General features: G+C 47.2%; 13 protein-coding genes. 2 read left to right on the top strand and 11 right to left on the bottom strand.

The genetic code is table 11. The features are described from left to right. Nucleotides 1-13: 13 nt before the first annotated feature. From ACZM6M_RS03835 to ACZM6M_RS03820, 4 genes are all read right to left on the bottom strand, one after another. Complete coding sequence (locus tag ACZM6M_RS03835; RefSeq protein ID WP_418762046.1) at nucleotides 14-835, bottom strand: sugar phosphate isomerase family; 822 nt, start codon at nucleotides 833-835, stop codon at nucleotides 14-16. A gap of 103 nt (nucleotides 836-938) precedes the next feature. Then, nucleotides 939-2,039, bottom strand: coding sequence for an ABC transporter substrate-binding protein (locus ACZM6M_RS03830; protein WP_489489734.1), 1,101 nt, complete (start codon nucleotides 2,037-2,039; stop codon nucleotides 939-941). Nucleotides 2,040-2,100: 61 nt separating this feature from the next. Further along, the gene (locus tag ACZM6M_RS03825; protein WP_489489733.1) at nucleotides 2,101-2,892 is read right to left on the bottom strand and encodes an ABC transporter ATP-binding protein; all 792 of its coding nucleotides are present in this window, start codon (nucleotides 2,890-2,892) and stop codon (nucleotides 2,101-2,103) included. Continuing rightward, nucleotides 2,868-3,677: an ABC transporter permease gene (locus ACZM6M_RS03820; RefSeq protein WP_489489731.1), complete on the bottom strand. Its 810-nt coding sequence runs from the start codon at nucleotides 3,675-3,677 to the stop codon at nucleotides 2,868-2,870. Before ACZM6M_RS03820 ends, ACZM6M_RS03825 begins: the two co-directional genes overlap by 25 nt. Before the next feature lie 234 nt (nucleotides 3,678-3,911). Between ACZM6M_RS03820 and ACZM6M_RS03815 the strand changes: the two genes are divergently transcribed. Then, the gene (locus ACZM6M_RS03815) at nucleotides 3,912-4,934 is read left to right on the top strand and encodes a LacI family DNA-binding transcriptional regulator (RefSeq protein WP_417046121.1); all 1,023 of its coding nucleotides are present in this window, start codon (nucleotides 3,912-3,914) and stop codon (nucleotides 4,932-4,934) included. A gap of 189 nt (nucleotides 4,935-5,123) precedes the next feature. Here ACZM6M_RS03815 and ACZM6M_RS03810 read toward each other — a convergent pair whose 3' ends face one another. The 7 genes from ACZM6M_RS03810 to ACZM6M_RS03780 form a co-directional block, all read right to left on the bottom strand. Then, complete coding sequence (locus ACZM6M_RS03810) at nucleotides 5,124-5,609, bottom strand: hypothetical protein (protein ID WP_066549327.1); 486 nt, start codon at nucleotides 5,607-5,609, stop codon at nucleotides 5,124-5,126. 22 nt (nucleotides 5,610-5,631) lie between these two features. After that, on the bottom strand, nucleotides 5,632-6,252 hold the full coding sequence (locus ACZM6M_RS03805) for a TetR/AcrR family transcriptional regulator (protein WP_419504073.1): 621 nt from the start codon (nucleotides 6,250-6,252) through the stop codon (nucleotides 5,632-5,634). Nucleotides 6,253-6,468: 216 nt separating this feature from the next. Next, complete coding sequence (locus ACZM6M_RS03800; protein ID WP_417045833.1) at nucleotides 6,469-9,513, bottom strand: efflux RND transporter permease subunit; 3,045 nt, start codon at nucleotides 9,511-9,513, stop codon at nucleotides 6,469-6,471. Nucleotides 9,514-9,516: 3 nt separating this feature from the next. Next, on the bottom strand, nucleotides 9,517-10,644 hold the full coding sequence (locus ACZM6M_RS03795; RefSeq protein WP_489489728.1) for an efflux RND transporter periplasmic adaptor subunit: 1,128 nt from the start codon (nucleotides 10,642-10,644) through the stop codon (nucleotides 9,517-9,519). 33 nt (nucleotides 10,645-10,677) lie between these two features. Next, a complete protein-coding gene (locus ACZM6M_RS03790; protein ID WP_337433930.1) occupies nucleotides 10,678-11,295 on the bottom strand; it encodes a TetR/AcrR family transcriptional regulator in 618 nt (205 codons plus the stop codon). Between the two features lie 148 nt (nucleotides 11,296-11,443). Next, nucleotides 11,444-12,046: a TetR/AcrR family transcriptional regulator gene (locus ACZM6M_RS03785; RefSeq protein WP_066549341.1), complete on the bottom strand. Its 603-nt coding sequence runs from the start codon at nucleotides 12,044-12,046 to the stop codon at nucleotides 11,444-11,446. 67 nt (nucleotides 12,047-12,113) lie between these two features. Then, nucleotides 12,114-13,034 carry a DUF4349 domain-containing protein gene (locus ACZM6M_RS03780; RefSeq protein ID WP_337433931.1) on the bottom strand — a complete coding sequence of 307 codons (921 nt, stop codon included), beginning with the start codon at nucleotides 13,032-13,034 and terminating at the stop codon, nucleotides 12,114-12,116. 208 nt (nucleotides 13,035-13,242) lie between these two features. Here ACZM6M_RS03780 and ACZM6M_RS03775 point away from each other — a divergent pair, with 208 nt between their 5' ends. Further along, complete coding sequence (locus ACZM6M_RS03775; RefSeq protein ID WP_066549347.1) at nucleotides 13,243-13,554, top strand: metal-sensing transcriptional repressor; 312 nt, start codon at nucleotides 13,243-13,245, stop codon at nucleotides 13,552-13,554. Nucleotides 13,555-13,571: the final 17 nt, after the last annotated feature.

Raw genomic sequence — 13,571 nt, 5'->3', positions numbered from 1 at the left:
CCTGCCTTTCTTCTCAGTCAGACAGAGCTGCCACATAATCCGTAAAGGTAAGGGTAAGATCCGGGTGGCTCTGGAGCAGGCTTACGGGAAAATCAGAGGACGGTTCACCGTATGCGGCCCTCCGCACCACTGCCCGATGCCAGTTTCTAAAGCAGCCCAGACGAATTTTTCTCGCATGAGCGATCTCATAAATACCAATGGTTACGCAGTAATGAGGCATATCCTCAAGAGCTCCGTTAAAATCTCCGATGGCATTGGCCGTCCGTGTTTCAGGGGTAATTGCAAGCACACGGGTCTTCTGAGCCAGAAATCCCTCATTGGTCAGCGACGCATCTGCTTCATTAAAAGCCACATGGCCGTTAATGCCGATTCCTCCAAAGGCAATATCCACGCCTCCCAGCTCTTCAATCAGTTTTGGGACCCGTTCCGTATCAAAAGGATCCGGAAATACCCGCTGTTCTTTGGGCATCACAAGCTCTGGGCGTATTCTGTCATATACGGTACGGTTCATAAAGCCCCGAAAGCTCAGAGGATGATCCTCCGGCACCCAGCACTTCTCATCATCCAGATATTCGTCCATATTGATAAACCATACATTTTTAAGACTGATATTCTGCTCATTTACCAGATCCACAAAATACGGATACTGTCCCACCGGCCCTACCGGACAGATAAAGACGGTGTGCCCTCCCTCTGCATTATGAGCTTTGATCTCTTCTGCCATCTGCTCTGCCATCTGTTTAAATACAGCAGCATTATCCTCCAAGCAAAACAGCTTCATTTTTGGATTTTCCAAAAGCTGCTCTTTTGTATAGCTGTAATAGTCGTGTTTCATAACTGCTCCTTTCCCTGTCACGCCGGCCCTTCTGCCATTTTTCCGCCATAAAGAGAGCGTCCGGCGCCCCAACCGGCCCCCAGGACGCTCCCTGCAATGATTTTTACTTACCTGCTTCGATCATATTGTCAAGCATTACATAATCTGCTACAGGAACTTCCTTTTCCACCTGTCCTCCGGCAATGAAATTCTCCTGCTGGATCTTGTAGTAATTCTCTACGGTTCCGTCTGCTGCACCTTCTGATACTTCCTTTCCGGTCAGCCAGTCTGCATCGCCTCTCTGGTCAAATACGCTTGCTTCATCTGTCTTTGTAATATCGGCAACTGCCTTTGCAGTCTCCTCATAGTGATCGTCTGCCGCATAATCCATTCCTTTAAAGAGCGCTTTTGTAAAGCGAAGGATGGTATCCTGATTCTCCTCTGCATACTTTGGAGTTACGATCCAGCTTGCCAGAGAAACGGTAGTATCCTTAAAGGTCATATTATCAGCCAGCTTGGTTGCCTCCGGAATCTCTTCCATGATCTTTAAGCTGTTTGGAGACCAGGTAGCACAGGCATCTACGCCGCCTGAAATCATTGCCGTAACAATACCGGATGCGTCCATATCAACGGCCTGGATATCGCTCATGGTCATACCGGCCTTTGTAAGTGTATTATTTAAAATATCCTCACTGGATGTACCGGAGGAATAAGCCACCTTCTTACCCTTTAAATCTTCCATGGTCTTCACACTTGGTCCGCCGATCACAGCGTCGCCGTTGGAAATATGGGACAATGCAAAAATCTTGGCCTGGCCGTTGACACAAAGCTTGTGTGCGCCCTGTCCGATATAGCCGATATCAATACTGCCGGACTCCATCGCCGCAATGATGGTAGGGCCATCTGCAAAGGATACCAGATTCAGCTTAATTCCTTCTTCTTCCATGAATCCCTGAGCCTGTGCTGCCGCCACAGACCAAAGGCTTCCATAGTTTGGCATATATGCAATATTTAATGTAATGGGCTCTGCCTCTGCCGCTGCCTCTGTCTTTTCCTCTTCTGCCTTTGTCTCCTTTTCAGTTTCAGCCTTGGACGTTTCCTCTGCCTTGGATGCTTCCGCAGACTCCGGAGCCTTTGTCTCAGGAGCAGAACTTCCGCCGGAGCAGGCTGTCACGGACAATGCCATTACTGCTGCCATTGCTGCTGCTAAAAAACGTTTTTTCATAGATTTGTATCCTCCTTAAAATAAATGATATAGTTTTGAAACACTTACCATTTTGCTCCTATTACTTTCTTACTTCCAGATACTCCTTATATACTTCACCCCAGATATACGTCTTAAGATCCAGGAACGGAAGCTCCATCTTCATTTCCTGTGTTCTCGGATACGGAAGGTTGATATCTACGATCTTTTTGATACGGCCCGGCCTTGCACTCATAATAATAACCTTGGTTGCAAGGATAACAGCCTCCTCTACATCATGTGTAATAAAGAAACAGGTCTTTTTCTCCTCCTGCCACGTTTTGATCAGCTCTGACTGAAGCTGCGTCCTTGTCTGGGCGTCTAAGGCTCCGAAGGGTTCATCCATCAAAAGCACCTCCGGCTGTACCGCATAGGCTCTGGCAATAGCTACCCTCTGCTTCATGCCGCCGGAAAGTTCCTTTGGATAAGCATCCACAAAATCCTCCAGCTGTACCATCTTTATGTACTTCATGGCAACCTCTCTTGCCTCGTCATCCTTCATCCCCTTTAATTTAAGGCCGAACATGACATTTTTAAGAACGGTCAGCCATGGAAATAATGCATACTGCTGAAATACCACGCCCCGCTCGGTTCCGGTTCCCTCTACCTTCTTTCCGTCTACATATACTGCTCCGGAGGTAGGCTCCAAGAGGCCTGCAATGATATTTAACAGCGTGGACTTTCCGAAGCCGGACGGGCCTACCACACAGATAAATTCATTTTCCATAATATCAAGATCCACGCCGTTTAAAGCAACCATACGACCCTTGCGACCATCGTAGATCTTTTCCACATGGTCAATCTTGACCTTTACACGTTTCTCGTCTCCTGCCATCCGGTGAACCTCCTTTCCAGATATTTAATGATCTTTTCACTGGTGATCCCGATAATGCCGATCATGATAATATAAAGCAGCATAGGCTCCACTTCAAAGGTGTTATTTAAAGAACGGATCCTCATTCCCATACCTGCGATCGCGCCTGTAGACTCAGCGGCGATCAGGGTTGTAAGAGCTACGGATACGCCCAGGCGGACTGCGGTAATGATAAATGGAGTCGTGGCCGGGAAAATAACCTTTACAAACAGATCGCTGTCCTTTGCGCCCAGCACCTTTGCAGCTTTGATCAAGGTCTCGTCTACGTTGCGCACACCCTGATAAATCGTCACGGTCATAATAAGGAAGGTTGCCAGCCAGATCACGATGACCTGAGGCCGTCTTCCTACTCCGGCAGAAATAACCACCAGCGGAACATAGGCCAGAGGCGGGATGTTACGGATGAACTGGATCCACGGCTCTACAATGTAGCGCACCGGCCGGTACCAGGCCATGAGAAAGGCTACCGGAACCGATGTAACAAAGCCAAGGACAAAGCCCATCACCACGGAAATCATACTGCTGCTGAAATCCTGCCACAGTACGCCTCGCTCGATCATGGTACCCAGGGACGCCAGCACCTCCGGCGCAAAGGGAAAGCTGCGGGCCGTAGTCGGATTCACAGACAGCCATTTCCACAGAAGCATCGCTGTAAGAAAGGAAATAAGCAGCCAGCCCCAGTTGGGGATACGGCTGATGATATCCCACTGCGCATGATCTTTCTTCCTGTTTTCATCAGAAGCCATAATTTTTCCTCCTGTTTTTTATTTTTGGCTCTTATTTTTGTCGTCTTTGCCAAATCATTTCTGTTTCTTATGGGTTCAGTATATCATGTTGTACAAAAAAGCCACTGCCTATTTACCCAAACGTTTGCCTTGTTTTCCCTCCCTTTTTCTTTCATTTTTGCGTTTGGCTCTGTTTTTTTGTGTTTTTATCATGTATACTTACATCATAGCATCAGTGGGTAAGGAGGAAATCGCATGACACTGAAGGAAATCGCTGCCGAGGCAGGCGTATCCATTTCCACCGTATCGCGGGTAATCAATAAAAGCAGCAAATCTCCGGCCGGGAAAGAGGTTCAGGACAAAATCTGGGAAATCGTCCGGCGCACCGGCTATACCCCAAATCATACAGCCAGGGAACTAAAAAAAGGCTCTTCCACTGAGAAAGAACCCTTATCCCGCTCGCTTGCCTGCCTGTTTGCCAGAGTAGAGGATGGAGCCGCTGACAGCTTCTTTACTCCTCTTGCAAGGAGCATCGAAAAAGAGGCGTTCCGCCACGGCTATATATTAAAATATACCTTTTCCGCCTTTGATATCCACCATCCCAGCACCTTCCGCCTCATTGAAGACAATCAGGCAGACGGCGTAGCGGTCCTGGGACGGTGCGATAAAGAGCTGTTAAAGTTTTTAAAACAGTATTTTAAGTATGTTGTGTATGCCGGACTCAACAGCCTGGACGCCAAATATGACCAGATCATCTGCGACGGCGGTCAGGCCGCTTATGCTGCAGTCAGCCGTCTCATTGAACTTGGACATAAAAAAATCGCCTATATCGGCGAAACAGATAAAGAAGAGCGCTATAACGGATACTGCCGGGCTCTCGAACATACAGGGATCCCTATTTTAAAGGGATATATCAGCAATGTAAAGCTCTCCTCCGAAGGAGGATACCAGGGAGCCAATATCCTGTTCGACAGAGACTGCGATGCCACAGCCTGGTTCTGCTCCAACGATATGACCGCGATCGGGGCCATGCGTGCCGTAAAGGAGCACGGACTTCAGATACCGGAGGATATCTCCATTATCAGCATCGACGATATTGATACGGCCCAGTATCTGACTCCCATGCTCACCACGGTCCACATCCCCATCGAAGAGATGGGAAAAATGGCCGCAAAAACACTCATCGACCGAATCGAAGGCGGCCATACCCTGCCGATGAAAATCAGCTTTCCGTTTTATATTGCAGGAAGGGAAAGCTGCAGGGAGTATCGGGGGTAAAGAGCACTATGCCCTCTCTCCCCCCAATCTCCTTCCCCATCCATATATGAGGGCATTCTTCATCAAAATCGATTTCTCCCCGGCGGACATACCCTTGCTTTTCATACCCGCTGCCCTGCACTGCGCATGAAGAAGAATCCGTCCGCCTCCTAGGGCAGTGTGCTGTGAATCCGTGTTTTCATAGTTTCCTCACTTTTTTGCAAAACGGTTCATAAAAAAGTCTGTAAACGCAGCCAGTTCATCGGCCTGCGATACATAAACATACAGTTTTTCATCTTCCAGCCAGTCATAGGCATTGATGCCGATATAGCCCTTTTTGTCCGGGTAAATGATAAAGGCATCGGTGGGATACTTATTCCTGTATGCTTTTAAAATCTCAGAACGGCGGTAGTATGTCGGATCGCCGCAGCCAGAAAGATCGGGAACCGTCGGAACGACCACGATTGTCTGGTTTGCCTCATTCCAGCCCACAATTAAATTTCCGATCTTTGTTTTGCTCCCGTGAACGAATCCATAATTAAAGCGGCTTACATCTTCGGTATATCCAAAAATCAACCTGTAACCGCTTCCTCCCTCTACGGCCTGGTCAAACAGCAGACGCATTTTCTTTGCATTTGCATTGCTCTTTTCCATGTCAACCTCAGGGCCTTTAAACAGTTTTCCAAAAAATCCCATAATCTTTTTCCTCCTGAATCTTTTATATGTTCGTTTCCTCTTTTAATTTTTCCAGGGCATCCACAATGGCATTCAGCTGAAAATCAACCGTTTCATCCGCAGCTTCCGGAACAAAGAAAGGAAGTGTATCGGGAATGGCTCTGCGTATAACCATCACGGTCAAGCTCAGATTTGTAAACAGATGAATCCTTTCTACATTCGCCTTTATCCCAAAGTTTTCCAATATTTCTCCAAAAAGGCGGAACTGCTTTTTTCGGAACGTCTGATAGCTTTCCTTTGATAAATGCCTGAAAATAAGCTGCTGTTCCTCAATCGTTAAAACAGCGATCCCGTTTTTCTCTCCATAACAGCAGGTGTAAAGAAAGTGCTTGACCCCATCACGCCAGCTCAAAGCAGGATCAGCCATTAACTGTTTCACATATGCAATGATCTTCGGCTGCTGCAGATATAATGTCTCAACGATCAAATCCTCTTTTGCAGCAAAAAAGGAATAGAAAAACGTACGCGAGATACCAACTTTTTTATAGATTTGTTCTACGGTTGTATGCTGGATTCCCTGCTCTGCCATCAGTTCAAGTCCAACTGCGATCAGTTTCGCCCGAATGCGTTCTCTGTCTTCCTCAGAATAGGCCACCTTTGGCATACCGCATCTCCCTTCAAAATAAAAACAATTCTTATAATTTGTTTTTATTTTATCACTGCCTGCCAGAAAACACAAGAGCAAAATAACTCTAACGACATCCATTTTAGCAAAACACAGCCGCCCCCGCGCCCCCGAATTAAATCGGAACACGCAGGAACGGCTGCTTCATTTTATCATTTCTTTATTTAATTATTTCAAACTGCAGTGATGGCTCGATCAGTCTGCAATCTCCAGTCCGCCTTCTCCCATGGCCTTTCTGCCCATATTGTGAACCAGTCTGTAATAGGTAGGAAGAAGAACCAGGGTCAGGATTGTAGCTGCAATCAGACCGCCTACGTTTACAAGGGCAAGACCCTGCATCATGGCACCGGATTTACCGTAAGCAAACGCATTGGGGAGCATGGAAATAACGGTCGTTCCGGTTGTCATCAGAATCGGACGCATACGGATGGCTCCCGCCTCTACCAGAGCCTTATCCAGAGGCATTTCAAGAAGAAGCTGGTTAACCGTATCTACATACAGAATACCGTTATTTACAACCGTACCGACTAACATCAGAAAGCCCAGCATGGATACCATACTGATGGGGCTGTCTGCAATAAACAGCAGTCCAAAGGAACCAATCAGAGCAAACGGAATGGTAGTCATAATCATCATTGAGAATTTCGGCGACTCAAACTGGATTGCCATTACTACGAATACCAGGAAAATACCGGTGATCAGCGCGCTTCCTAAAGCGGTCATCTCTTCAATCATACTTTCATCCGCTGCATTGGCCGCCATTTCTACGCCTTCCGGCATTGGCCAGTTCCGCACAAACTCATTTACAGCCGCTTTTGCCTCATCTTTAAGGCCGGACTGAGGCTGCATGGTGATGGATACCTGATACTGCTTTGATTTACGTGAAATCTGCTGCGGGCTGTCCTCATAAACAATATCTGCCAGATCTTCCAGAGGAAGAACCGTTCCCGTGGCAGTAGGGATCATCATACCCTGAACCTTTTCAATGGAATCATACCGATCCGGAGCAAACTCTACGATTACGTCAATATCCTCGCCGTTGACTCTCATCGTAGCCGCTTCCACACCGCTTAAATTGCTGTAAAGCATAGAGCCGATGGACGCAGGCGTCAGACCCTCTGCCTGAGCGGCAACCGGATCGACCCTTACCTTAATGATAGGAGCCGCATTTTCAATGGATGAATGAACCTGCATAACATCATCGCGTTTTCTGAGCTCCGTTACCAGATCATTTGACGCCATCTTTAATGCGTCATAATCCGTACTCTGTAAGTCTACCTCAATTTCATTTGTACTGCTGCTGGAAGAACCGCTGGTGCTTCCCTGCTCCAGAGTAACCGATACGTTCGTGTAATTTTCGATCTCTCTGGTCCATTTATCAATTACTTCGTCGGTAGAAAGCTTGCGGTCATCCTTTAAATATGCGCTCAGGGCAACGCCGCTTCCTCCCATACTCAGGCCGCTGGCTCCGTAAGTCAGAAGATAATGGTCTACCTCTTCATCCTGCGCTACCAGCTGCTCTACCTCAGCTACCGCTTCATTTACCGCTGCAATTGAAAGGCCCGGTTTTGTCTTGATCTCCAAATCTACGATACCTTCATCTACCGCTACCATCAGCTCCATTCTGAGCTGGGAAGCCAGGCCAAAGGAGGCTACCAAAAGCAAAAGGCTTCCGCCAATGATCAGGCCGTTTTTAGGAATAATGGAAGGCATATGCGCACGGTACCACTCCTGGCAGCTGCGGATAAAGCCCGCTACAGGAGCCTTTTCTTTCTCTACCGGATGCCACTGATAATAACACAGAGGCACAATGGTAACTGCCGAGAACAGAGATGCGATCAAACTGAACACAATGGTAAATCCGAGCTGTTTAAAAAGCTGGCCGGACATACCGCTTAACATGGACAGAGGGATAAATACAACACAGGTGGTCGCTGTACCGCCAATGATAGAATTGATCATAACACGGCTTCCCTCAATGGCCGCATCGTAGAAATTCATCTTTTCCTTTGCACGGAAACATCCGTCCAGTACGTTGATCGAGTTATCTACCATCATACCTACGCCCAGAACCAGAGACGTCAGTGAAATAACGTTCAGGGAGAATCCCATAAAGCTCATGGCGATCAGGGTCAGCATAATGGAAATAGGAATGGAAGTACCAACGATAACGGAAGCACGCAGATCTCCGTAGAACAGCCACAGGATAAACATGGACAGGATAATCGCCATGAACATGGTCTGGTATACGTTGACGATGGATTCGTTGATCATATCGCTGGAATCATTTACAACCGTAAATTCCAGTCCCGGATTGGCTGCCTTCAGCTTTTCAATCTGCTTTGTTACCTGTCTTGATACATCAATTGCCGTTGAGCTCTGCTGCTTTTTAATGGCAATCGAAACAACATCCTTTCCGTTATAACGGCCGATGGAATTTTCTTCTTCCAGTGTCTGGGAAACGGTCGCAATATCTGACAGATGGATTACATTGCCGTCTGCCAGAGGGATAGCAACATTATTCAGGCTTTCCACATCGTCATAATCGTTGCCCGCGCTGACGTTCAATTCCTGCTTTCCTACGTTTACATCACCGGCAGGAATAGCGAAATCCGCTGCGCCTACCAGCTGTCCTATCGTAGAAAGGCTTAAGTTATACTGGGCCATCTTTTCAGGGTCCAGACAAACGCTTACATATTCCTTCTGTCCGCCGGCAAGGGAAACTTCACCTACGGAGCTTAATTTTTCCAGTTCCGGCTGAACATTGTTTTCTACATATGTATAAAGGTTTCCGTCTACCTGTCCGCCGACTGCAAGCGTCATAACAGGAGAAGCATTCATATCCATCTCAAGGATATTGGGATCTTCCACATCTTCCGGCATATCCCGCTTGGTTCCGTCAATGGCTTTTTTCAGGTTGATGTATGCCGTATCAATATTGGTTCCGAACTCATACTCCACCATGATGATGGAAACATTTTCCTGGGAAAAGCTGTATACATTTTTAACGCCGTCCAGTGAGGTAATGGCATCTTCCTGTTTCGTTGTTACAAGGTCGTTGATATCCTCAGGGGTAGCGCCCGCATATACGGTACTGATCAGCAGAACAGGAAGTTCCATTTCCGGCGTCAGCTCTACCTTCGTCCCCATCAGAGCCTGAATACCGAAATATGCAATGGTAATCAGGCACATGATGATGGTTACAGGCTTGCGTACCGCAAATTTAGTAATATTAACCATTCCTTATTCACCTGCTTTCTCTGACTCTGCGGCAGATGTTTCCTGATCCGCATTTCCTTCGCTGCTTTCTTCCTTCTGTCCGTCATCCAAAAGCACCTGCTGTCCGTCTACCAGCTCATTGCTCCAGGTTACGATCACCTGGCTGTCTGCTTCCAGTCCGGAAATAATTTCCATATTCTGTGAATCATAAATACCGGCTTCTACCATGGTTTTTTTAGCAGTGCCGTCTTCATAGCAGTATACAAAAGCGTTACCGTTGTCATAATTGACCGCGTCTACAGGAACCGTCATTGCACCCTCTGCGCGATCCATTACAACGGTCAGCTTTACCTTTGCTCCGTTTGTAAGACTGGCTCCCTGGCTGACAGCTGCCTTTGCATCGTATAAGCCGGATGCATTTACCATGGCTCCTATTTCCGTCAGATTGCCTTCATAGGTGCTTCCGTTCTTTTCTACCGTCAAAGCGTCGCCTACGTTCATATTTTTCATTACCTTCTCTGTTACCCCGAAATTCACCTGAAGCTGGTCTCCTCCGGAAATTACGCAGATAGGGGCAGAAGGGCTTACATGGTCATGAAGCTCAATCCCTCTGCTCTCGATCACGCCGCCGATCGGAGCGGTCACTGTGGTATATTCCATCTGAAGGTCATACTGGGTTTTTGCCGTTTCATAAGCCAGACGGGCGCTGGTGGCCGCATCCTGAGCCTGCTGGAACTGCTGCTGGGAAACAAATCCGCCGTCAAACAAAGGCTGAAGACGCGCCAGCTCTCTGGCTGCCGTATCTGCGGCTACGGATGCGGACTGCATCTGAAGTTCCATGGTCCTTAACGCATCTGAATCAATTTTACACAGCACCTGACCGGCCTGTACCGTATCGCCTGCCTGGAAATTTACCTCTAAGATTTCGCCGCTGATCTTTGGCATTACAGACGCTCTGGATACAGGCTCTACGGTTCCTGTAAGTTCGGTATAGAGTGTAATGTCTCCTGTTACCGGTGTCTGTACGGCTACCGTAGGACGTGTTTCATACTGCGGGGCCTCCTCTTTGCTTGACACCAGTTTAAATACAAACCCTGCCGCCACTAAAAGGACTACCGCTCCTGCGATCAGTCTTTTGCTGCTTTTTTTCATTTTTTTCTGCCTTCCTTTCTTTTATACACGATTTTAATCCCGGATTCCTCTGTCAAGTATGGCAAACTGCCTGGCTGCCATCTCCTTCAGCCTTTTTGGATCTGCCGCATGGTCCAGATACAGCATGGATATCCTGAGGATTACCAGCATCCCCATGCCGATGGCATACCGCAGCTTTTCCTTATCAAGCCCTGGATATCCGGAATGATCCATGGCCTCATAACATTTTTTTTCTGTCTTTTCCCGCAGGTCTTCTTTGTCATATTCCCGCTCTGCGCAGGCTGCCACCTCTCTGCAGGTCCCATCCTCCATCACCCGCTTGCAGAACTCCCAGCAGTCTCTGTAGATCTCATCATCCATAATCCGGTTTACCAGCCGGCTCATGGACGCATCAAATGAACTTTTCTGTTCCTGGAAGGCTTCTACCAGCCCCTGCACCAGCCGCTCTCTCAGTTGATGCATCATACAGGTAAACAAATCTTCTTTGCTCTGGAAATACAGATAAAAACTGGCTCTGGATATGCCTGCCCGCTTGATCAGGCTGCTGATTCGGATCTCCGAGTAAGGCGTAGTCATGAATTCTGCGCGCATTGCATCCAGGATTGCCTGTTTCTTGTAATCACCCAGATTCATGAATTTCTCTGTGGGCATTTTTTTCATCTCCTTTACCATTAATCATTATATGGACTTTTGTCTAATTGACAATAGGCAAAATAAAATCAAATGCACAAAATTTGTGCATTTGACCCATATGTGTACTATTTTTTACTTTTATTTCACAATTTACAGCAGACTTGCTTTACAACATTTTGCTTTCTGGCAGAAGCCCCTGTTCTCTGGACGCGCTCCGCATCAACGCTTCTCTTATGGCCCCTTTAAACAAATAGTCCAGGCGGACCAAAACCTGCTCCAGTGTTTCCCCGTTCAGCATTCCGTCCTCTTCCATCCAGCTGGTCATGATCCCCCGAACCGTATACTGGCACACCGCACTGAGTATCTTTTTATCCTCTGCCTGTACCTCCATTCCCTGAGATACGCTTTCAATGAGGCGGTCAAAAATAATCTGGCTGGCAGACTGCAGGCAGTTTCTGACCTCCTCGTTGGCAGCAGAGCGATACAGATTGCATAAAAGCTCTCTGTTGGCTTCCAGATACCGGATTTCCTTTAAGCCTGCCTTACCATCCTCCCCCTCATCCTCTACCATCAGCTCGATCACATGCTCAGCCGAATACTGGACATAGGCTTTGAGCACCTGGTAAATATCCTGATAATGGTAATAAAACGTATTTCTGGAAATACCGCATTGATCTGTAATATCCTTTACCGTAATTTTATCTACCGGTCTGGAAGCTGCCAGATCCCCGAACACTTTCAAGATTGCAAATTTCGTAAATGATGCCATGGGCAGACATGTCCTCCTTTAATTAAATAGGAGTCCATTATACCGTAAAATGGTCCAAACTGCAAATTCACTTCTTTTCCCCATGTTTTTTCGCATATTTTCGGCCTATAAAGTAAAAGATAAAAAGAATCGCCGCCGCAGGAACCCAAAACGGAACCGATATTATGATCCCTACAAAAAGAGAAGAAAACAAACCTGCTGCCCTGTGGGCATTTTCCACAAATCCAGTGCGGATCCTTTGCCATATGGTCTGAGGCTCTGTGGGACTGTAATTTGTTACTTCTGACAGATCCAAACGCAGAATACTGTATTCCACCTGATTATCATACAAGCGCAGCTGGGATTCCATGGATTCCAGATCATAGCGGATCTCAGACAGCCGTTTTTCCAAGGCGATCACTGCATCCAGAGTATCAGCTTTTTCCAAAAGAGCCCAGATCCTGTCCTGCTCCATTTCCAACGTCTTTTTCCTGCTCTCAATATCACTGTACTGAAGGGTAACGTCCTCTGTGTTTTCCGAACGATTCACTATACTTCCTTTTCCTTCCAGGTCTGTAATGAATTCATCCAGACGGCCCGTCGGGATCCTGACTGTAAGGCTGGCAGTACGCAAAATGGGATTTCCTTCGGAATCTGCCTGTTTTCCCATCACATCTGACCGCTCCGTATATCCCCCAAAAGTCTCTGTCTTTTCCCCGACCGCCTGAAGAAACGCGTCAAATTCTCCTGTCTCCATCTGAAGTTCTACCGTGCGGATCAGCTTTCGTGTCTGAGACCGGGATGTTAACGTTTCTCCCGTTTCCCGTTCTGTTTCTTCCAAAGCAGGAGCTTCCGGCATATGTCCTCCTGCAGCTGCCGGAGGACTGACAGCCATCGTTTCAGCTATCTCCATTTTATCCGCAGCTGCACCGGAAGCAGCGCCTCCGCAGGCTGTAAACCCAAACAGGACAAGCACCACCGCCAATAATCCCACAAATCTTTTTTTCATGCTCTTCTCCTCCTTTCCTTTCTGATCCCAACATATCATATTTTTTCTTTCCTCTCAATGTCCCTGAGAAAATCGTAAGAGGAACGACAGCTTTTGTTATATTTTTTTAATATTCCTCTTGTAACATACCCCACCAGGGTATATAATATCACTATACCCCACCAGGGTATATTCTCATCCCAATCCCGTATCAGACAGGAGGACTTATATGGAAGCAAAAAATCCAGCAGCATGCAGCTGCCATAAGACAAAAGAGCGTTCCGAAAAAGAATATAAAGATCTTATACATCGCTTAAACCGGATCGAAGGACAGGTGCGCGGCATCAAAAGCATGGTTGAAAAAAATGCCTACTGCCCGGATATACTGATACAGACAGCCGCCGTTACCGCTGCTCTCAACAGCTTCAGCCGCACCCTTCTTTCCAGCCATATCCACACCTGCGTTGTAAATGATATCAGGGAAGGAAACGATCAGGTAATCGACGAACTGATGAACACCCTGCAGAAACTGATGAAATAAAGGAGGCATTGATGCTT

The organism is Enterocloster sp., assembly GCF_057861365.1.
The sequence above is the reverse complement of the archived record's forward strand: the minus strand, read 5'-3'. Positions and strand labels throughout refer to the sequence as shown.

What these genes read in the sequence shown, in the direction of transcription:
- ACZM6M_RS03835 (WP_418762046.1), bottom strand. Translation starts at nt 835, where the DNA reads ATGAAACACGACTATTACAGCTATACAAAAGAGCAGCTTTTGGAAAAT.
- ACZM6M_RS03830 (WP_489489734.1), bottom strand. Translation starts at nt 2,039, where the DNA reads ATGAAAAAACGTTTTTTAGCAGCAGCAATGGCAGCAGTAATGGCATTG.
- ACZM6M_RS03825 (WP_489489733.1), bottom strand. Translation starts at nt 2,892, where the DNA reads ATGGCAGGAGACGAGAAACGTGTAAAGGTCAAGATTGACCATGTGGAA.
- ACZM6M_RS03820 (WP_489489731.1), bottom strand. Translation starts at nt 3,677, where the DNA reads ATGGCTTCTGATGAAAACAGGAAGAAAGATCATGCGCAGTGGGATATC.
- ACZM6M_RS03815 (WP_417046121.1), top strand. Translation starts at nt 3,912, where the DNA reads ATGACACTGAAGGAAATCGCTGCCGAGGCAGGCGTATCCATTTCCACC.
- ACZM6M_RS03810 (WP_066549327.1), bottom strand. Translation starts at nt 5,609, where the DNA reads ATGGGATTTTTTGGAAAACTGTTTAAAGGCCCTGAGGTTGACATGGAA.
- ACZM6M_RS03805 (WP_419504073.1), bottom strand. Translation starts at nt 6,252, where the DNA reads ATGCCAAAGGTGGCCTATTCTGAGGAAGACAGAGAACGCATTCGGGCG.
- ACZM6M_RS03800 (WP_417045833.1), bottom strand. Translation starts at nt 9,513, where the DNA reads ATGGTTAATATTACTAAATTTGCGGTACGCAAGCCTGTAACCATCATC.
- ACZM6M_RS03795 (WP_489489728.1), bottom strand. Translation starts at nt 10,644, where the DNA reads ATGAAAAAAAGCAGCAAAAGACTGATCGCAGGAGCGGTAGTCCTTTTA.
- ACZM6M_RS03790 (WP_337433930.1), bottom strand. Translation starts at nt 11,295, where the DNA reads ATGCCCACAGAGAAATTCATGAATCTGGGTGATTACAAGAAACAGGCA.
- ACZM6M_RS03785 (WP_066549341.1), bottom strand. Translation starts at nt 12,046, where the DNA reads ATGGCATCATTTACGAAATTTGCAATCTTGAAAGTGTTCGGGGATCTG.
- ACZM6M_RS03780 (WP_337433931.1), bottom strand. Translation starts at nt 13,034, where the DNA reads ATGAAAAAAAGATTTGTGGGATTATTGGCGGTGGTGCTTGTCCTGTTT.
- ACZM6M_RS03775 (WP_066549347.1), top strand. Translation starts at nt 13,243, where the DNA reads ATGGAAGCAAAAAATCCAGCAGCATGCAGCTGCCATAAGACAAAAGAG.